Origin of the sequence: Actinomadura madurae (assembly GCF_047130825.1) — a bacterium.
Lineage (GTDB): Bacteria > Actinomycetota > Actinomycetes > Streptosporangiales > Streptosporangiaceae > Spirillospora > Spirillospora madurae.
This window is the reverse complement of the sequence record NZ_CP083237.1, coordinates 8585016-8603620: the sequence shown is the minus strand read 5'-3', so window position 1 is coordinate 8603620 and position 18605 is coordinate 8585016. Positions and strand designations below refer to the sequence as shown.

Genomic DNA, 18605 nt, shown 5'->3' with positions numbered 1-18605 from the left:
GACGGGCCGGCCGCCCGCGGCCCTGACGGCCCGGCCGGCCAGCTTGTTGTAGGCGGCAAGCCTCTCAGGGTCTGCGATCGGAGACGGCGTCGAAGCCGGACGGCTTCGATCAACCGGCTGGGGCTGCCATCGGATCGGTCTCGGGTGAGCGTCGGCGGGCGAGGACGAGGCTGGTCATCGTCGTGATCGCCATCGCGGCGACGCCGATCAGCGCGGCGGTGGTGTAGGCGCCGTCGTCCGGGAAGAGGCGGCCGGTGTCGGTGCCGGCGGCCAGGGCCAGACCACCGATGGCGCTGCCCAGGGAGTACCCGACGCTGCGGACGACGTAGTTGAAGCTCATGGCGCTCGACGTCTCGCTCTTGGGCGTGACGGCCAGGATGACGCCGGGCATGGCGGCCGAGAAGCCGCCGACGCCGAAGCCCAGCACGCCCATGGCCACGAGCAGTTCGGCCAGGTTGGACCGGGCCGCCGCGAACAGGACGAACCCGCCGCCGACGATGGCGGCGCTGCCGGCCAGGAGCAGGGGGGCGTCGATCCGTTCACGGACCCGGGGCGTGAGCTTGCCGGCGACGAACCCCAGCACGGAGAACGGGATGAGGACCAGCCCCGCCACGAAGGTGGTCAGCCCGAAGCCGTAGCCGGCGCTGTGCGGCGTCTGCGCGTAGCGGGTGATGAGCGTGAGCAGGAGGTACATGCCGCTCCCGCCGACGAACATGGCGATGTTCGCCCCGGCGACCGCCGGGTGCCGTACCGCCCGGACGCCGACCAGAGGCGTCGTGCTGCGCAGCTCGGAGGCGGTCCAGACGCACAGCAGAAGCACGGCGGCGACGGCAAGGGTCACCGCCACGGCGAGGTGTCGGCTCCACAGGCTCGTCTCGCCGGCCAGGAACAGGACGAGGAGCAGTCCACCCGCCAGGACGAGCGCACCGGCCACGTTCACGTGAGCGGAGCGGCCCTCGGGAGCTGCGGGCATGGAGCGCCACGCGGTCACGAAGGCGAGGGCGGTGACGAGCAGGCCGAGGCCGTAGGCGGCCCGCAGCCCGCCGAACTCGGCGAGCAGCGCGGCCAGCGGGTAGCCGACGCCGGCTCCGATGATGGAGACCACCGAGATCAGGGCGATCGCGGCCGCGCCGCGCTCCTCGGGAAGATGGTCGCGGGCCACGCCCATCATCAGTGCCGTGAGACCGAGTCCGACGCCTTGGGCCGCTCTGCCCGCGAGCAGCCAGGCGAACGGCAGCGGCAGCACGGTGAGCGCGCTGCCGACGACGGCGATCGCCAGCGTGGCGAGAATCGTGGCCCGCCGGTGCGGACCGGCTCCGAGCCGGCCGAGGACGGGTGTGGCGACGGCACCGCTGAGCAGGGCGATGGTCAGCGTCCACTGCGCGCTGTCGAGGGAGACGTGGAACGTGGTCGCCACGCTGGTGATGAGCGGCGTCCCGAGGCTGGCGACCGCCGCCACGACCAGGGCGATGAACATCAGGGCGGGGACCAGCAGACGTGCCTCGGAACTGCTCATGGGCTGGTCATGCCCCTGGGCCGCGGTCACCGGTCCGGCTCCTCTCGGGCGTGGCTTTCGAGCTCCGCCAGATGCAGCAGCGCCGGAAGGGCTGCTGCCAAGGCCTCGACCTCGTCATCGGTGAGTTCGTCGATCAACCGCGCGTACGCGTCGACGCCCGCCTGGCGTCGCGTCCGGACGTACGACGCGCCGGCCTCGGTCAGGCACACCAGCGTGACCCGCTTGTCGGACGGATCGCCCTTCCGCTCGACCAGCCCGGATTCCTCCATCACCCGGACCAGGACGGTCATCGCGGGCTGCGTGACGCCCTCGGCCACCGCCAGGTCGGTGATCCGCCGCGGGCCGGTCTTGTCCAGGGTGGCCAAGGTGGCGGCGGACGTCAGGCTCATGTCGCGGGGAAGCCGTCTCACCGCCCTGGTGGCCAGACCATAGAGGGCTGCCCCGATGGCATCGGAAGCGCCGTGCGCGGCGTCTCGGCGACTCATGTCTGAAGCATAGCAGTTTTATATGAATCCTTTATGCATCTACCGCGACACAGAGAGGGGGCGGTGTCGCGGACGGCGCGGGGTAATGACACACTTACCTCAGTTTGTCTCACGGAGGTGTGTGCATGCCCGCGACCGTCCAGCCACCCGAGAGCGTCACGTGGCGCGTGCACCTCGACCGGTCCATGTGGGTCGGCGGGGTGCGCAGCCTCATGCTGCAGGCACTGCACCCCATGGCGATGTGGGGGGTCTGGCAGAACTCCAACTTCCGCGAGGACCCGTTCGGCCGCCTCCAGCGCACCTCCGACTTCGTCGGCCTCGGCACGTTCGGCAGCCCCGAGGAGGTCGAGAAGGCCGCCTTCCGGGTCCGGGAGATCCACCGAAGCCTGCGGATCCTCAACCACGACACCGGCAAGCGGGAGAGGCTCGACCAGCCCGAGCTGCTCCTGTGGGTGCACTGCGCCGAGGTGTACTCCTACCTGGAGGTGGCGCGCCGCGCCGGGCTCCCGCTGACCGACGCCATGGCCGACCGGTATCTGGACGAGCAGCGCGCGTCGGCGACGCTCGTCGGGCTGCACGCCGAGGACGTCCCCGGCAGCGTCGCCGAGATGGAGGCGTTCTTCGCCGAGATGCGCCCGCGGCTGAGGGTCACCGAGGAGGCGGCGGAGACCGTCCGGTTCCTGATGTGGCCCGCCATCCCGGAGAACCTCAAGTTCCTCGCGCCGGGCAAGCCGGGCTACTTCCCGTTCGGGGCGCTCTGCTACTACACGCTGCCCGACTGGGCGCGCGAGATGTACGGGGCGCTGCCCGAGATCCCGCGGCCCGCCGTGACCGCGGCGCTGAAGTCGTTCCGCCTCGCGATGAACTCGGTGCCGGAACGTCTGCACGACTACGCCTTCGCCAAGAACACCCGCGACATGCTCGAACGGACCCGGCGCCGGCTCGCGGCCGAAGGCTACGACCTCGGCAAGGGGCTGTACGGGCTGCGCGACCCGCGCCGCTGGCCCGGGGGGCGCGCCCTCGAACCGGCCTAGGAGACGTCCACGGGAAGCGCCGCCCACGGGTCCTTGCGCGGGGCGGCCTCCCGGCCCTCCGGGCAGTGGCGGGCGAAGTCGCACCACGAGCACAGGTTGCCCGGACGGGGCGGGAACAGCTCGTCGTACGGGCCGTGCTCGACCTCCCCCTCGCGCGGCCTCGGCACCCGGGCATTCCCCGCGTCCCCTGCGGGGGGACGACCCCCCACACCCCCCGGAAGAGCCTTGTACGCCTCGTCCGCCGTGGCGGCCTCCTCGGCGATCTGCTCCGCGCGGCGCATGTGCCGGGCCAGCGACTCGTCGGTGTGCTCCCACACCGCCACCTCGCCGGACGGCAGATGGTGCAGCTCGACGCGGTGGCACGGGCGGCGCAGGACGCGGGACGCCGCCACCGCGTAGATCGCCAGCGCCAGCGAACCGCGGGCGTCGTCGCTGGTGAGGATGTGCCGTCCCGTCTTGTAGTCGACGACGACGAGTTCGGAGCCGCGCGCGTCCAGCCGGTCGATGCGCCCGGACACCGCGATCCGGTCGGTGCGGGTCGCGACGGTGCGTTCGACGCCGAGCGGCTCGTCGTGGGGGTCGAGGCCGGCCGCGTACCGCTCGGTCATCTCGCGGGCGCGCTCGCGCCACTCGGCGGACTGCGCCTCGTCCCGGAAACCGTCCGTCAGCCAGCCCCGGACCAGCAGCGACCCGGCGGCCTCGGGCGTCCGTTCATGGACGGGCAACCGCCACCAGCCGGCCAGCGCGTTGTGCACGCTGGCGCCGACGCTGTTGTGCGCCCACGGCGGTCCCTTCGGCGGCATCGGACGGTCCAGATAGGTCATCCGGTACCGGCGCGGGCAGTCGAGCCACGTGTTCAACCGCGACGGCGTGCACGTGTACAGCCGCCGGGGCATCCCCTCGAACCCCAGCTGCTCCACCTGTTAGTCGTCCTGAGCGAGGCTGCCCCAGGTCTCCCAGCGGGCGTCCTCGTCGCCGACCGTGGTCTCCTCGCCCTGGGCGGGCAGGATCCGCAGGTCCTTGGGCAGCGGGGTCAGCAGAGCGCCGATCGAGTTGAGCTGCTTGCGCAGGTCCTCGTAGACCTGGCCGATCGAGCCGGGCCGGCCGCGGTGGAGGGTGTCGCCGGAGAACAGCAGGCCGAGCTGCTCGCTGATCACGCACACGCTGCCGGGGGTGTGGCCCGGGGTGTGCACGATCTCCAGCTGGGCGTCGGCGATCTCGAAGACGCCGCCGTCCTCCAGCCAGATGTCGGGTTCGAGGGAGCGCAGCGCCTTGGCGTCGTCCTCGTCCTCCTCCTCTTTGGCGAGGCGGCCGAAGTAGTCGCGCCACAGCAGCCGGTCGGCGCGGTGCAGCGCGATCGGCGCCCAGTTCTCCTCGTCCTCCTCGCCGGCGGCGGCGACCTCCAGGACGACGTTGAGACGGTGCTCGTTGCCGTCGGTCAGGAGCACGGCCATGACCTCGCGGTCGCCGACCTCCTTGAGGATGGCCTCGGCGTCGTACGCCGGGTCGATCACGATGACCTCGTCGTCGTCGCCGACGATGTAGGTGTTGTTCTCGACGTCGTACTCGGTGTCGTCGAGGGTCAGCGTCCCCGACGTCACCACCTGTTCGATGCGCGCGTCCACGCTTGGCACCCTACCGCGATTCGGCGCCCCCATCGGGCACTCGGAGATCACCGCCGGTGGCGGCGGCGAGCAGCGCCTCGAAGGCGTCCGGCGCGGTGGTCTCGGCGCCGAGCCGGTCGCCGGTCGGGGCGCCGTGGTCGTCGCTGGACCCGGTCACGGCGAGGCCCAGGCCGGCGGCCAGGTCGCGCAGCCGGGCGCGGTCCCCGGGGGCGTGCTCGGGGTGGTCGGCCTCGACGCCCGCGAGCCCCGCGGCGGCCAGTTTCCCGATCACCTCGTCCGGGACGACGTGGCCGCGCCGCGCCCGCGGATGCGCGAGGACGCACACGCCCCCGGCGGCCCGGACGAGCCCGACGGCCCGTTCCGGGTCGAGCGCGTACCGCTCGACGTAGGCGCGGCCGTCCTGCGCGATCCACCGGGACGTGAACGCCCGCTCCTCGGTCTCGATCGCCCCCGCCTCGACCATGGCCCGGGCGATGTGCGGGCGCCCGACCGCCTCGCCCTTGGCGAGCGCGCGGACCATGGCCCAGGTGACGTCCACGCCCAGGCCGCGGAGGCGGTCCACCATGCCCCGCGCCCTGATCACCCGGTCGTCGCGGATCCGCGTCAGCTCGGCGGCCAGCTCCGGCTCGTCCGGGTCGAACAGGTAGCCGAGAAGGTGCAGGCTGCGGCCGTCCTGGTTGCAGGACAGCTCGATGCCCGGGACGAGCGTCAGGCCGCCGGGCAGGGCGCGCGTCGCCTCGTCCCAGCCGGAGACGGTGTCGTGGTCGGTGAGCGCGAGAACGTCCAGGCCCTTCTCCCGCGCCCGCCGGACGACCTCGGCGGGCGGGCGCGTGCCGTCGGAGGCGTCGCTGTGGCTGTGCAGATCGATCCGCATGGGACCCATCCCACCAGGCCCGGTCACTCGTCGACGCGGGGGCTGTGGGCGCCGTAGGGGAGGTCGAGCTCCATCCCCGGCTCGCGCAGGTCGAGGAGCGTCTGGTGCTCCAGCATGAGGACCCCGGCGTCGGCGGGCCACAGCACCGCCCACAGCCAGTGGCCCATCGCCTCGCCGACGAAGACGGCGCGGTCGGGCCGGTCGCCGACCGCCCACATCGGCACCGAGTGGCCGCAGGTCGCCGCGGGCCCGCTGACGTCGAGCTTCACGTGCGGCGGCCCGCCGTTGAAGGCCTCGCCCGGGTCGCCGCCCTCCAGCCCCGCGTAGTGGGCGCCGAGCCCGATCCCGGGCTCCTCGGCGATCAGCACCATGTCGGCGGGGCCGCGCAGCAGCCCCGGCCCGGACACGGCGACCGCCGTCGCCCGCGCTCCCGACCGGTCGTCCCCGACCGTGGTGAACCCCGTGACGAGCCAGGCCGGCGGAAGGGGCCAGGGCGTCCAGACGGGGACCTTCGCGTCGCGCAGCACGGCCGCCAGCCCCTCGGGGCCGGGACGTCGCGACGGCTGCCTCGGCAGTACGGCGCCGTGCACGCCGCAGGTCCAGTCGCTGGACCAGAGACTCGGCGCGCTGAGAGGGCCCGCGCAGCGCGGGCAGGTGGGCTCGGCCCTCATGATTAACCACCCTGCGCGGCGACATCACGGCCCGTCAAGCGCGGGCCGGTCCCCGGCTGGAAAAGGGGCGGGAAAATAGGGCCATGCGGGTGCGTTGCGTGGGCGGGATCGTGCGGGACGGCGACGGGCGGCTGCTCCTGGTCCAGCGTGGCCGCCCGCCGGGCGTGGGCCAGTGGACCATCCCCGGCGGACGGGTCGAGCCGGGCGAGGACGATCATGCGGCGGTCGTCCGCGAGTTGCGGGAGGAGACGGGCCTGGACGTCGCCGTCGGCGCCCTGGCCGGCTCGGTGCAGCGCCCAGGGCCGGGCGGCGTCACCTATGACATCCACGACTACATGGCGACCGTCGTCGGCGGGACGCTCCGGGCCGGAGACGACGCGTCCGACGTGCGCTGGACGTCCGCGGACGACCTGCGCGACCTTCCGATCACCCCGGGGCTGCTCGACGCGCTCGCGCTCTGGGGCGTCCTATGACGCGTGCGCCGGTTCCGTGGCCGCCGTCACCGGAGGGTCGTCCGCGTCCGGGCCGCCCGTGACGGTCCGCACCTTCATCCGCCGAGCCAGCCACACGACGGCCGCCGCGAACAGGACCATCGGCACGATGTCCGCGACGACGACCTGCCAGGGGACGCTTCCCTGCTCGATGTCCAGCTCGCCGACCGCCGCCGGGAAGAGGAACGCCATCAGGTTGTTGAACACGTGCAGGGCGATGCCCGCCTCCAGGCCGCCCGTCCGCACCACGAGCCATGCCGCGATCGCGCCGAAGGCGAAGATGTCGAGGATGCCCCAGCCGGTGTAGCCGTGCCCGGCCGTGAACAGCGCCGAGCCGACGACGATCCCCGGCCACGGCGTGCGGAACACGGTGCTGAAGGCGCGTCCGGCTCGTCCGCGGGCGGTCTCCAGGGTGCAGGCGCCGACGGCCTGGAGCATCCAGCCGCGGAACGCGTACTCTTCCGCCGCCGCCTGGAACGGCACCAGCAGGACGATGACGATCGCCGGCCCGAGGAAGCGGCCCCACCCGACCCAGTGCTCGTCGCCGCCCGACTGGTCGTCGAGGCCGGTCGCGGCGATGATCGACGTCCCGTAGGACACGGCGCAGAACAGGATCGCGAGGCCGCAGCAGGCCAGCAGCCAGCGCCACCGCAGCCGCCCCGCGACCGACGACAGCGTGCCGGGCCGCCGCCGCTGGACGACCCAGGCCGCGGCCAGCGCCACCGGCAGGAACATGGCCAGCGCGCCCAGGTTGAACGCCAGGTCGGCGGTGTCGTTCTCGAAGACCGACTCGTTTCCGGACGGTTCCGGCGCGTCGCCGGTGACCGCCACGGTGACGATGATCCCGATGATCATCAGCCCGAGCGCCAGGGCCATCCCGACCGCGGCGATGCCCACGGTGCCGACCAGGGGGCGCCACCACCGGTGTACCTCGGTGCGCGCCATCCGGTGGAAGGGAACGCCCTCCGGCGTCTCGACCGTCCAGGGCCGCTTGACCGGCGGCATCCCGTACCCGCCGCCGTACGGCCCCGGCCCGTACTGCCCCGGCCCGTACTGCCCCGGCCCGTACTGGCCCTGCGTGTACTGGCCCTCCGTGTACTGGCCTTGGGCGTATTGGCCTTGGGCGTATTGGCCTTGGGCGTATTGGCCTTGGGCGTATTGGCCTGTCGCGTACTCACCTGTCGCGTACTGGCCCTGCGCGTACGGTGCCGGGCGGTACTCGCCCGTGCCGTAGGCGCCCGGCGGCTGGGCGGGGGCGCCCTGCCAGTACGGCGACCCGGCCGGATGCCCCTGGTCCTGCTCTGGCCCGTACGGCTGCCCGTACGGCTGCCCGTACGGCTGCCCGTACGGCTGCGGTGCGGCCTGGGGCCATGCCGAGTGGGACTGCTGGGGCGGCTGGGAGGCGGGCTCGGGACCTGCCGGCTGCGGATTCCCCTGCGTCTCGCGGTCGAGTTCGGGGTCCAGCGGGGCCCAGCCGTCGGCGTCCCCTGGTCGTGACACGTGAGACCCCTTCTGAAGACCGTCGCGTACGTGGGACGAATCGTACGGGGCGTTCAGTTCCCGGGCGGCTCGAAGCGCTTCGTGCGCGCCATCCCGGCCGCGCGGCCCTTCACCGCGACGACGAGGGCCATCTTGCGGGACGCCTCGTCGATCATCTCGTCGCCGAGCCGGGCGGCGCCGCGCCCCTCGCCGAGCGAGTGTTCGTAGGCGTCCAGGATCAGCTCGGCGCGGTCGTAGTCGTCCTGCGACGGCGAGAAGACGGCGTTGCCCGCCTCGATCTGGGACGGGTGCAGCACCCACTTGCCGTCGTAGCCGAGGGCGGCGGAGCGCCGCGCGGCCCGCGTGAACGCGTCCACGTCCCGGACGTTGAAGTAGGGCCCGTCGACGGCCTGGAGGCCGTGGGCGCGGGCGGCCATCAGGATGCGCATGAGGATGTAGTGGTAGGCGTCGCCCTCGGTGTAGCCGGGCGGCTGCTCGCCGACGACGAGCGTCCGCATGTTGATCGAGGCCATCAGGTCGCCGGGACCGAGGACGAGGGCCTCCAGCCGGGGCGAGGACGCCGCGATCGCGTCGACGTTGACCATGCCGCGGGCGTCCTCGATCTGCGCCTCGATGCCGATCCGGCCGGCGGGCAGGCCCGTCGCCCGCTCGATCTGGGTGAGGAGCCGGTCGAGCCACTGGACGTGGGCGGCGTCCGGCACCTTCGGCAGCATGATCGCGTCCAGGTTCGCGCCGGCGCCCTCCACGACCTCGATCACGTCCCGGTACGCCCAGGGGGTGTCGAGGTCGTTGACGCGCACCACCCGGGTCCGGCCCGCCCAGTCCCCCTCGTTCAGGGCGGCGACGACGGTCCCGCGGGCGTCCTCCTTCGCCGACGGCGCCACGGCGTCCTCCAGGTCGAGGAAGACCTCGTCGGCGGGGAGCCCCTGGGCCTTCTCGATGAAGCGGGGGTTGCTGCCCGGAACCGCGAGGGTGGTACGTCGAGAGCGCATGGCCCCGGATGCTATCGACGGATGTGAGACGCTTCTGAGCATGGGTCAGCTGAACAGGGCGCTGGTGGAGGAGGCGGCCAAGAAGTCGGGGCTGCTGTGGCTGGAACTGCCCGGCCTGCCGCAGCCGCGCGCCGCCTGGCACGTGTGGCACGACGGCTCGGCCTACGTCCTGACCGGCGGGGAGGGCGAGCAGCCGCTCCCGGGGCTGCCGGAGTCCGCGCAGGTGACGGTGATCCTGCGCAGCAAGGACAAGGGCGGGCGGCTGGTGTCCTTCGTCGCCGACGCCGAGCAGGTCGAGCCCGGATCCGAGCTGTGGGACGAGGTGGCGCCGATCCTGGCGAAGGCGCGCCTGAACGCCGCCGACCACGGGGGCCAGGCCGAGGCCTGGGCCACCGGGTCGTGGATCGTCCGGCTCACCCCGTCCGGCGAGACCGTGGAGGCGTCGGACGACTACGCCGCCGTCCGCCCGGCGCCGTCCCCGGCGACCACGGCCGGGCCGCCGCCGCGCATGTACGGCGGCAAGCGCCGCCGGGTCGACCGGTAGCCGCCCGGCCTCACATCGGGGGTCCGTCTCACATCGGGAGTTCGCGTCCGGCGGCGACGGACGCGAGCTTGTCGGGGTTGGCCACCATGTGGATGGCGGCGATGCGGCCGGTGCCGTCGAGGTCCACGGTGACCGTGCTGATCGGGCCGTCGGGACCGTCCACCACCAGGGCCGGCTCGCCGTTGATGTCGACGCGCCGGATCCGCATGTCCTCGGGTTCCACGCCCGCGTAGCGCTGGCCCGTGATCGCGGTGAGCCAGCGGCCGACCTTGGCGGCGCCGTTGATCGAGCGCAGTGCCGCGCGGACCTTGCCGCCGCCGTCCGTCCACAGCGCGACGTCGGGGGCGAGGACCTCCATCAGCCGGTTGATGTCGCCGCCGAGGACCGCGTCCAGGAACCGCTCGGTGGCCTCGCGCCTCTCGGCGCCGCCCGCCTCGAAGCGGGGCCGGCGCGCCTCCACGTGCTTGCGGGCGCGGGTGCCGAGCTGCCGCACGGACTGCTCCGACCGGTCCAGCGCCGTCGCGATCTCGGCGTACGGGTACCCGAACACCTCCTTGAGGACGAACACCGCCCGTTCGAGCGGGCTCAGCGTCTCCAGCACGACCAGCATCGCCATCGACACCGACTCCGACAGCTCGGCGTCCTCGGCGACGTCCGGGGAGGTCAGCATCGGCTCGGGCAGCCACGGCCCCACGTAGGTCTCGCGGCGCACCTGCGCCGAGCGGAGCCGGTCCAGCGCCACGTTGGTGGTGATCCGGACGAGGTAGGCCTTCGGGTCGGCGACCCCGGACCGGTCGGCGGCCGACCAGCGCAACCACGCGTCCTGCACGGCGTCCTCGGCGTCGGCCGCCGTGCCCAGCATCCGGTAGGCCACCGCGAACAGCAGGTTCCGGTGCCGCTCGAAGGGCTCCTCCAAGGCGTCGCTCACGGTCATCAACCCTTTCATCCCTCGCCGACCAGGACGGGACGGGGGCGCGGGATGTGACATACCCGTCCGGATCAGCCGGGAGATCATGGGTAGTGTCCAGGCCATGAGCGGAGCTCCGACACGGGTGTTCATCGCCCGGCTCGCGGGCATCGCGGTGTTCGACCCGGCCGGCGACCAGGTCGGCCGGGTCCGCGATGTCGTGGTCGCGCTGCGCCTGGCGCCGCGGCCCCCGCGGGTGCTCGGGCTGGTGGTGGAGGTCGCCTCCCGCCGCGCGGTGTTCCTGCCGATCACCCGGGTGACGGTGATCGAGGCGGACGCGGTCATCTTCGACGGGCGGCTGAACGTGCGCCGGTTCCAGAAGCGCGAGTCCGAGACGCTGGTCATCGCGGAGATGCTGGACCGGACCGTCCGGCTCCGCGACGGCGGCGAGCCGGTGTCGGTGGTGGACGTGGCGATGGAACCGACCCGGACCCGCGACTGGCACGTCACCAAGGTCGCCGTCCGCCGCCGCACCGGCCGCGGCCTGCGCAAGCGCGGCGAGAGCATGGTGGTGGACTGGGACGCCGCGGAGGGCTTCTCCGCCGTCGAGCACGGCCAGGGGGCGGCCGGGCTGATCGCCGCGTTCGAGCGGATGAAGCCCGCCGACCTCGCCAACATCGTGCACGAGCTGCCGGAGAAGCGCCGCGCCGAGGTCGCCGTGGCGCTGGACGACGAGCGGCTCGCCGACGTCCTGGAGGAGCTGCCCGAGGACGACCAGATCGAGATCCTCGGCAAGCTGGAGGTCGACCGGGCCGCCGACGTCCTGGAGGCGATGGGCCCCGACGACGCCGCCGACCTGCTCGGGGAGCTGCCGACCGAGCAGCGCGAACGGCTGCTGACGCTGATGGAGCCGCAGGAAGCGGCGCCGGTGCGGCGGCTGCTCACCTACGCCGACCACTCGGCGGGCGGGCTGATGACCACCGACCCGGTGATCGTCCCGCCGGACGCGACGGTCGCCGAGGCGCTCGCGCTGATCCGCAACCCCGACCTGAACCCGGCGCTGGCGGCGCAGGTGTACGTGTGCCGGCCGCCGACCGCGACGCCGACCGGCCGCTACCTCGGCACCGTGCACTTCCAGAAGCTGCTGCGGGAGCCGCCGCCGACGCTGGTCAGCGGCATCGTGGACGCCGAGCTCGACCCGCTGCGGCCGACCATGTCGCTGGAGTCCGTCGCGATGTTCCTGGCCACTTACAACCTGGTCGCGGGCGCCGTCGTGGACGAGAACGGGCACCTGCTCGGCTCGGTGACGATCGACGACGTGCTGGACCACCTGCTGCCCGAGGACTGGCGGGAGTCCGCGATGGACGCGAGCGCCGAGGGGTCCGCGGATCCCGAGGAAGAGGCTCTCCGGGGGACGACATGATGACCACACGCCAGATGACCGCACGCCTGGACCAGCCGAGGGAGCTCCGCCGGACGCTGCTGCCGCGCCCGCACTACGATCCCGAGTCGTTCGGCCGGCTCTCGGAGCGGATCGCGCGGTTCCTGGGAACGGCCAGGTTCCTCGTCTACATGACCGTGTTCGTCTCCGTGTGGATCGTGTGGAACCTGCTCGCGCCGTCCGCGCTGAAGTTCGACCCGTACCCGTTCATCTTCTTGACGCTGATGCTGTCGCTCCAGGCGTCCTACGCGGCCCCGCTGATCCTGCTGGCCCAGAACCGGCAGGACGACCGGGACCGCGTCCAGTACGAGCAGGACCGGGCCCGCAACGAGCGCACCATCGCCGACACCGAGTACCTGACGCGGGAGATCGCCGGGCTGCGGGTCGCGCTGAGCGAGGTCGTCACCCGCGACTTCCTGCGCTCGGAGCTCCAGCAGGTCCTCAAGGACCTGGACGCCAAGGAGCACGTCCGCTAGGCGGGGATCTCCTCGTCGGCGAGCTTGTCCAGGATGGCGCCGAGGGCGCGCAGGTCGGGCTCGTCCAGCCGGCTCAGCACGTGGTCGCGGACCCCCTGCCGGTAGGTGGGGGTGGCCTCGGCGAGCCGGTCCCGGCCGGCGGAGGTGAGGGCGGCGTACATGCCGCGGGCGTCGTACGGGCAGGGGCGCCTGTTCACCAGGCCGTCCCGCTGCATCCGGTCGACGAGCCTGGTCAGCCCGCTGCGCGACAGCAGGACGCGGTCGGCGAGGTCGTTCATCCGCAGCCGCCCTCCGGGCGCCTCGCCGAGGTGCATGAGCACCTCGTAGGAGCCGAGCGGCAGGTCGTGCCGGGCCAGCAGGTCGGCCTGGAGCCGGCGGGAGATCTGCGCCTCGGCTCGCAGCAGGGTCCGCCAGACGACCAGTTCGGCGGCGGTGAGGGTACCGCGTGTCACGGACCGATCGTACGGCCGGCGGCCCCGCCGCGCGATAGGTGTGACGAGCCGCACCCTGATTGGCAGGTATCGCCGTCGGGTCCATACCATGGGCGTATGGCCTCCCTGTTGACGACCGAGCGGGTGACCGCGGCCCTCGCCACGGTGAACGATCCTGAGATCCGCAAGCCGATCACCGAGCTCGACATGGTCAAGAGCGTCGACATCGACGCGGACGGCACCGTCCGCGTCGGCGTCTACCTGACCGTGGCCGGATGTCCGATGAAGGACACCATCACCAAGAACGTCACCGAGGCCGTCTCCAAGCTCGACGGTGTGTCCTCGGTGCGCGTCGAGCTGGACGTGATGAGCGAGGAGCAGCGCAAGGACCTGCAGACCAAGCTGCGCGGCGGGGAGCCCGCCAAGGAGATCCCCTTCGCCAGGCCGAACTCGCTGACCAAGGTGTACGCGGTGGCGAGCGGCAAGGGCGGCGTCGGCAAGTCGTCGGTGACGGTGAACATCGCCGCCGCGCTCGCCGCGCAGGGCCGCAAGGTCGGGGTGGTGGACGCCGACATCTACGGCCACTCGGTGCCGCGGATGCTGGGCGTGCGGAACCCGCCCACCAAGGTCGAAGACATGATCATGCCGCCGTCCGCGCACGACGTGAAGGTGATCTCGGTCGGCATGTTCACCGCCGGGAACCAGCCGGTCGTGTGGCGCGGGCCGATGCTGCACCGCGCGCTGCAGCAGTTCCTCTCGGACGTCTACTGGGGCGACCTCGACATCCTGCTGATGGACCTGCCGCCCGGCACCGGCGACATCGCGATCTCCGTCGCGCAGCTGCTGCCGTCCGCGGAGATCCTCGTCGTCACCACGCCGCAGCAGGCCGCCGCCGAGGTGGCCGAGCGGGCGGGCGCGATCGCCGCGCAGACCCACCAGCAGGTCGTCGGCGTGATCGAGAACATGTCGTACCTGACGTGCCCGCACTGCGGGGAGCGGCAGCACATCTTCGGCGAGGGCGGCGGCCAGACGGTCGCGGACGCGCTGACCAAGAGCCTCGGGACCCGCGTCCCGCTGCTCGGCCAGGTGGAGATCGACCCGCGCCTGCGCGAGGGCGGCGACAGCGGCACGCCCCTGGTCCTCGCCGACCCCGACGCCGGCGCCGCGAAGGAGCTCCGCACCATCGCCGACACCCTGGGCGGCCGCACCCGCGGCCTCGCCGGCATGTCCCTCGGCATCAGCCCCAAGCGCCGCTAGCAACCCATCGAAAAGCCCCCCGGCCGGACGTTCCGGCGGGGGGCTTTCGCATGGCGTCGGTCAGGTCGCCTCGTTGTCGAAGGGGGGCTTCTCGCCGTGGGGGAGGTCGCCGGCGGTGGTGGCGTAGGTGGGCTCGTCGTCGAAGAGGCCGGAGTCGCCCTTGGTCAGGTAGGTGTCGTCGTCCTCCAGGAGGTGCTTGCGGACGAACGTCTTCGGGTTGAGGTCGTTGATGTCGAAGTCCTTGAACTCCGGCCCGAGCCCTTCCTGCAGGTCGGCCTTGGCGCTGTTGGCCATCTCGCGGAACTGCCGCAGCATCCGGCCCGCCTGCCCGGCGACCTGGGGCAGCTTGTCCCCGAAGATGACCAGGGCGAGGACGACGAGCACCGCCATCTCACCGAGTCCGACGTCGAACAACCCGTCCTCCACAAGCCAAGGGGACCGGCCCTGCCGCGGGCCGGTCCCCCAAGCGTATCTCCAGCGCGAATGAACCAGAACTGGACGTTCCCGTCGGGTCAGTCGGAGCCCAGCGTCACCTCGACGTTGCTCTCCCTGCCCTCCCGCTGGTAGGTGATCTTGATGCGGTCGCCCGGGGCGCGGCTGCGGATCTGGGCGATCAGGTCGGTGGCGTCCTCGATCGGCTTGTCGTCGACCTTGGTGATCACGTCGCCGGGCTTGAGGCCGGCCTTGTCGGCCGGGCCGCCCTTGGTCACCGGATCCTGCCCGTTGACCGGCTGGGGCATGATCCGGGCGCCGCCCTCCTGGTAGCGCGGGTCGGGCAGCACGCCGAGCTTGGCCTGCTTGACGGTCCCCGTGCGGATGATCTCCTCGGCGACCCGCTTGCCCTGGTTGATCGGGATGGCGAAGCCGAGGCCGATGTTGCCGCTCTGCTGCTCGCCGCCGAGCGACTGGCCGCCGACGGTGAGGATCGCGGTGTTGATGCCGATCACGCGGCCCTTCGCGTCCACCAGCGGCCCGCCCGAGTTGCCCGGGTTGATCGCGGCGTCGGTCTGGATCGCGTTGAGGTAGGACGCGTCCGCGCCGCCCTCGCCCTGCGTCGGCACGGCCCGGTTCAGCGAGCTGACGATGCCGGTGGTGACCGAGCCCTGCAGGCCGAGCGGCGAGCCGATCGCGATCACCGGGTCGCCGACGGCGATGGCGCTGGAGTCGCCGACCGCCAGCGCGGGCAGCGAGTGCTGGCCCTCGGGCTTCAGCACGGCGACGTCCGAGCTCGGGTCGGCGCCCTTGACGGTGGCGGGCAGCGTCTTCTTGTCGTTGAAGACGATCTTGATCTGCCCGGACCCGCCGCCGGCGCCGGCGACGACGTGGTTGTTGGTGATGACGTAGCCGCCGTTGACGATGAAGCCGGTGCCGCCGATCTCGCCCTGGGCGGACTCCGTCCGGATCATCACGACGCTCGGCAGCACCCGCTGCGCGACGCCGGCGACGGAGTCCGGCGGGCGGCTCTGCACCTTGGTGTCGCCGCCGGTGCCGCCGCCGAGGCTGACCGAGCCGCCGTCGTCGTCATCGGTCGCGATCACGCCGATCCCGGCGCCGAGGGCGCCGGCCACCAGCGCCACGATCAGCGCGACCACGGCGAGCAGCCCGAGGCCCGGCCCGCCGCGCGACGACGGCGGGAGCGCCCCCGGGATCGGCGCCCAGTTGGGCCCGGTGCCGCCGGGCGGCACGCCGTAGCCGGCCATCGGCCGGGGACCGCCGGGCGGCGGTCCGGGCGGCGCGGGCGGCGGCGGGCCCATCGGCGGGCGGCCGGGCGCCGGCGGCGGCGGCCCCTGGTGGGACTGCTGCGGCCAGCCCCCGTACGGGCCGCCCTGCGCGGCGCGCGGGTCCTGGTTGTGCGGGACGAAGCCGGGCCGCGGACGGTCGTCGGGCATGTCCACCGGGGGCTTGTCGAGGTGGACGGGCGGTGGCGGCTGCGGCATGTCGCGCGGCGACGCGTCCTGCAGCGGCACCTCCTGCGGGCCCATGTCGGCGCGGGAGAGCACGTCCTCGCTGGTGTCGGGCGGGCCGCCGAGCGAGTCGGGCGGCGCGAACCCGCCGGCGACCAGCCGGTCCCCGTCCCCGGGCGCCTCCGGGCCGGGCTCCGGCGCCAGCTCGTCGGGACCGAGCTCGCCGGGCCCCGGCTCGTCCGGCTCGGGGTCGTCGGCCTCGTCCGCCGGCCCGGGCTCCGGGTCGTCGGCGGGCTGGTCCAGGGGGAGCTCCTGGTCGGTCACCGTCTCGGGAGGGGCCGCGGCCTCCCGCAGCTCAGGCTCCTGGCCGGGGACGACGTCGTCGTCCTCCGAAGGCGCCCTGACCGGGCCGCGGTTGTCTTCCGTCATCCCCATCTCTCCTACCGAGCATGGTCCTCGTCATCCGTGCTCATGCTGCCCTCCGAAGGATGTGGCGAGCGTAAACCACGTTCCCGCGGCGGAACGGCACGGCCGGATCCGGCCGTCGGGCAAGGCTACCGAGCCCCGAACGCGCCAGCGTACGGACAAGAGCCTCCATACCGCATATCGACCCGTCGAACCCCGACAGAAAGCACAACCATGACATTCCCCAGCCTTCAGTCGAACGGGTTCGCGCTGGACACCAGACGCCGGGCACCGCGCGACAGCCGCGTCCAGAACGGAGCCGGGTCGCGCGGCATGTGCGCCGCCACCACCGTCGCCGTGCTCTGCGGCGCGTCGGTGACGACCGTGTAGACGTAGCCGCCCCCGCCGGTCACCGCCCAGCGCCGCAGGGCCTCGCGGCGGAACACCGTCCGGCCGCGGCGGACGGTCCGCTGCCACCCCGCCATGCCGCGCTCGTCCACCGTGCCGCGCTGCACGAACACCGACACGGCGGCGAGGCCGTCGGAGTAGCTGAGGTGCACGGCGCCGCCGCCGCTCTCGCGGCGGGCGTCGTAGAGGGCGAGCCGGCCGGGCAGGTCGTCCGGGACGGGCCAGCCGCGGGCGCGGAGCACCGCCGGATCGAGCCGGTCGCTCCACCCGCGCGCGGCGTCGGCGGCGTCCACGGCGTCGCCCGCGCCGGATCCGGGGAACCGGGACAGGCCGCCGCGCCGCCCGCCGTGCGTGACCGGCTCCGCCGCCGGCACGCTGAAGCTGATCTCGGTGAAGCCGGTCATGACCACGGGGCGGCCGGTCGCGTCGATCAGCTCCCGGTGCAGCATCAGCCCGGTCTCGGAGTCGATCCAGAAGCGCCCGGCGGGGCTGCCGTCCGCGCGGCGCGCCTCCACGACGCGCGCGCGCCGGCCGCAGATCGACGCGTCCGCCGCGCGGACCACCGCGTAGTTGCGGGTCAGCAGCGCCAGCGTCGCGGGGGTGAATCCCGTGGTGTCCCCGGCGGCGGACTCGGGGCGGTAGCCCTCCCCGGCCGTCCCCGACCGGTACCTGATGCCCGCGCCCGGGATGTGCGAGACGGCGACGCGGGACGTCACGTCCCGGCCGCGGCCCCGGGTGGTGAGGAACCGCCGGCCCTCGTAGGGGACGCGGCGGGCGGCGTCGGCGGCGGCGCGCAGCAGGGCCACGGCCCCGGGATCGCTGCGGACGCGCCGGACCGCGCCGGGGTCGCCGGCGAGCGAGCCCACCAGGGCGAGGGCGGCCGCGAGCCCGCCGGCCAGAACAGCACCGCGCCGCCCGCAACGCTCCCGGCGCGGGCGGCGGCCGGTCACGAAGGGCGCACTCACGGCCCCGGTGAGACCTGGAGCTCGTTCGCCGGGTCGGTGAGCGGGTCGGTCACCGGGGCGTCACCGGACGTCAGCGCGTGCTCGACGGCGAACCGGTCGAACGCGGGGGTGACGGCGGGCGCGTCCTGGCGCCCGCCCGCGACGTAGGAGGCGGCGCCGAGGCCGAGGAACAGGGTGGCGGCGCCCACCACCAGGTAGCGGCGGGGATGGGCGTGCACGGCGGCGGCGCGTGCGGCCGGGCGGCCGTCGCGCGGCCGGGTGTCGCGCGGGCGTCCGGCGGACGGCCGCGCGGGACGGTTCGATGATCGCGACGCCCGGGACGGGTGCCGGGTCGCGGCGGCGGCCGGTGCGGCGGGCTCCGCCGTGGCGCCGCCCCCGGGCGGGGCGCCGGACTCGGGCAGCGAGCCCGGCAGGGAACGCAGCCGGCTCAGGAAGTCGCCGGTCGGGAGGTCGCCGGTGCCGTCCGACGGCGGCAGGTCCGACAGCCCGCGCAGCCGGCCCTTGAGCCTGCGCATGAGGTCGGCCTCGCGCCGGCAGCGGTCGCATCCCGCGAGGTGGGCGAGGGCGCGCTCGCGCTCATCGTCCCCCAGCTCACCGTCGACCAGAGCGGTCAGGCGCTCCCCCAGACAACTCACGCCGCCTCCGTCGGTTCCGTTCGGTCGGGCGCGCGGTTCCGCCC

20 protein-coding genes are annotated in these 18605 nt (G+C 73.5%); 6 read left to right on the top strand and 14 right to left on the bottom strand.

Features of this window, described 5'->3' with window-relative positions; genetic code table 11:
- Window positions 1-109: 109 nt before the first annotated feature.
- Window positions 110-1516: an MFS transporter gene (locus tag K8Z49_RS40190; protein WP_412516660.1), complete on the bottom strand. Its 1407-nt coding sequence runs from the start codon at window positions 1514-1516 to the stop codon at window positions 110-112.
- Window positions 1517-1542: 26 nt separating this feature from the next.
- Window positions 1543-2001 (bottom strand): MarR family winged helix-turn-helix transcriptional regulator, encoded by a 459-nt coding sequence (locus tag K8Z49_RS40185; protein ID WP_235206529.1) that lies wholly within the window; start codon window positions 1999-2001, stop codon window positions 1543-1545.
- 125 nt (window positions 2002-2126) lie between these two features.
- Here K8Z49_RS40185 and K8Z49_RS40180 point away from each other — a divergent pair, with 125 nt between their 5' ends.
- A complete protein-coding gene (locus K8Z49_RS40180) occupies window positions 2127-3035 on the top strand; it encodes an oxygenase MpaB family protein (protein ID WP_021594526.1) in 909 nt (302 codons plus the stop codon).
- Here the strand turns inward: K8Z49_RS40180 and K8Z49_RS40175 are convergent.
- The 4 genes from K8Z49_RS40175 to K8Z49_RS40160 are packed head-to-tail and all read right to left on the bottom strand — an operon-like array spanning window position 3032 to window position 6205.
- Window positions 3032-3955, bottom strand: a complete 924-nt coding sequence (locus K8Z49_RS40175; protein WP_075022240.1) for a RecB family exonuclease — start codon at window positions 3953-3955, stop codon at window positions 3032-3034. The genes K8Z49_RS40180 and K8Z49_RS40175 overlap by 4 nt on opposite strands.
- Before the next feature lie 3 nt (window positions 3956-3958).
- Window positions 3959-4660, bottom strand: coding sequence for an MBL fold metallo-hydrolase (locus K8Z49_RS40170; protein ID WP_021594528.1), 702 nt, complete (start codon window positions 4658-4660; stop codon window positions 3959-3961).
- Between the two features lie 10 nt (window positions 4661-4670).
- A complete protein-coding gene (locus tag K8Z49_RS40165; protein ID WP_412516659.1) occupies window positions 4671-5534 on the bottom strand; it encodes a PHP domain-containing protein in 864 nt (287 codons plus the stop codon).
- 23 nt (window positions 5535-5557) lie between these two features.
- Window positions 5558-6205, bottom strand: coding sequence for a DUF6758 family protein (locus tag K8Z49_RS40160; RefSeq protein WP_024936178.1), 648 nt, complete (start codon window positions 6203-6205; stop codon window positions 5558-5560).
- A gap of 83 nt (window positions 6206-6288) precedes the next feature.
- Between K8Z49_RS40160 and K8Z49_RS40155 the strand changes: the two genes are divergently transcribed.
- Window positions 6289-6678: an NUDIX hydrolase gene (locus K8Z49_RS40155; RefSeq protein WP_024936179.1), complete on the top strand. Its 390-nt coding sequence runs from the start codon at window positions 6289-6291 to the stop codon at window positions 6676-6678.
- Here the strand turns inward: K8Z49_RS40155 and K8Z49_RS40150 are convergent.
- Window positions 6673-8196, bottom strand: a complete 1524-nt coding sequence (locus K8Z49_RS40150) for a type II CAAX prenyl endopeptidase Rce1 family protein (RefSeq protein WP_412516658.1) — start codon at window positions 8194-8196, stop codon at window positions 6673-6675. The genes K8Z49_RS40155 and K8Z49_RS40150 overlap by 6 nt on opposite strands.
- A 53-nt stretch (window positions 8197-8249) precedes the next feature.
- Entirely contained in the window at window positions 8250-9188 is a 939-nt protein-coding gene (locus K8Z49_RS40145; RefSeq protein ID WP_021594533.1) for an HpcH/HpaI aldolase/citrate lyase family protein, read from the bottom strand.
- 40 nt (window positions 9189-9228) lie between these two features.
- Here K8Z49_RS40145 and K8Z49_RS40140 point away from each other — a divergent pair, with 40 nt between their 5' ends.
- Entirely contained in the window at window positions 9229-9732 is a 504-nt protein-coding gene (locus K8Z49_RS40140) for a hypothetical protein (RefSeq protein WP_412516657.1), read from the top strand.
- 28 nt (window positions 9733-9760) lie between these two features.
- Here K8Z49_RS40140 and K8Z49_RS40135 read toward each other — a convergent pair whose 3' ends face one another.
- Entirely contained in the window at window positions 9761-10666 is a 906-nt protein-coding gene (locus K8Z49_RS40135) for an RNA polymerase sigma-70 factor (protein WP_021594535.1), read from the bottom strand.
- 97 nt (window positions 10667-10763) lie between these two features.
- Between K8Z49_RS40135 and K8Z49_RS40130 the strand changes: the two genes are divergently transcribed.
- Both K8Z49_RS40130 and K8Z49_RS40125 read left to right on the top strand, forming a co-directional pair.
- Window positions 10764-12062, top strand: a complete 1299-nt coding sequence (locus K8Z49_RS40130; protein WP_024936183.1) for a magnesium transporter MgtE N-terminal domain-containing protein — start codon at window positions 10764-10766, stop codon at window positions 12060-12062.
- Between the two features lie 14 nt (window positions 12063-12076).
- Window positions 12077-12556: a DUF1003 domain-containing protein gene (locus K8Z49_RS40125; protein WP_033333379.1), complete on the top strand. Its 480-nt coding sequence runs from the start codon at window positions 12077-12079 to the stop codon at window positions 12554-12556.
- On the opposite strand, the gene K8Z49_RS40120 is transcribed toward K8Z49_RS40125, so the two are convergent.
- Window positions 12553-13008 (bottom strand): MarR family winged helix-turn-helix transcriptional regulator, encoded by a 456-nt coding sequence (locus tag K8Z49_RS40120; RefSeq protein WP_024936184.1) that lies wholly within the window; start codon window positions 13006-13008, stop codon window positions 12553-12555. The genes K8Z49_RS40125 and K8Z49_RS40120 overlap by 4 nt on opposite strands.
- A 96-nt stretch (window positions 13009-13104) precedes the next feature.
- Here K8Z49_RS40120 and K8Z49_RS40115 point away from each other — a divergent pair, with 96 nt between their 5' ends.
- The gene (locus K8Z49_RS40115) at window positions 13105-14244 is read left to right on the top strand and encodes an Mrp/NBP35 family ATP-binding protein (RefSeq protein WP_075022244.1); all 1140 of its coding nucleotides are present in this window, start codon (window positions 13105-13107) and stop codon (window positions 14242-14244) included.
- Between the two features lie 60 nt (window positions 14245-14304).
- Here K8Z49_RS40115 and K8Z49_RS40110 read toward each other — a convergent pair whose 3' ends face one another.
- From K8Z49_RS40110 to K8Z49_RS40095, 4 genes are all read right to left on the bottom strand, one after another.
- Window positions 14305-14658 (bottom strand): sec-independent translocase, encoded by a 354-nt coding sequence (locus tag K8Z49_RS40110; protein ID WP_021594540.1) that lies wholly within the window; start codon window positions 14656-14658, stop codon window positions 14305-14307.
- 98 nt (window positions 14659-14756) lie between these two features.
- Complete coding sequence (locus K8Z49_RS40105) at window positions 14757-16577, bottom strand: S1C family serine protease (RefSeq protein WP_075022245.1); 1821 nt, start codon at window positions 16575-16577, stop codon at window positions 14757-14759.
- A gap of 227 nt (window positions 16578-16804) precedes the next feature.
- The gene (locus K8Z49_RS40100) at window positions 16805-17926 is read right to left on the bottom strand and encodes a sigma-E factor regulatory protein RseB domain-containing protein (protein WP_412516656.1); all 1122 of its coding nucleotides are present in this window, start codon (window positions 17924-17926) and stop codon (window positions 16805-16807) included.
- On the bottom strand, window positions 17923-18561 hold the full coding sequence (locus tag K8Z49_RS40095; RefSeq protein WP_075022246.1) for an anti-sigma factor family protein: 639 nt from the start codon (window positions 18559-18561) through the stop codon (window positions 17923-17925). The genes K8Z49_RS40100 and K8Z49_RS40095 overlap by 4 nt, the downstream gene beginning before the upstream one ends.
- Window positions 18562-18605 lie beyond the last annotated feature (44 nt).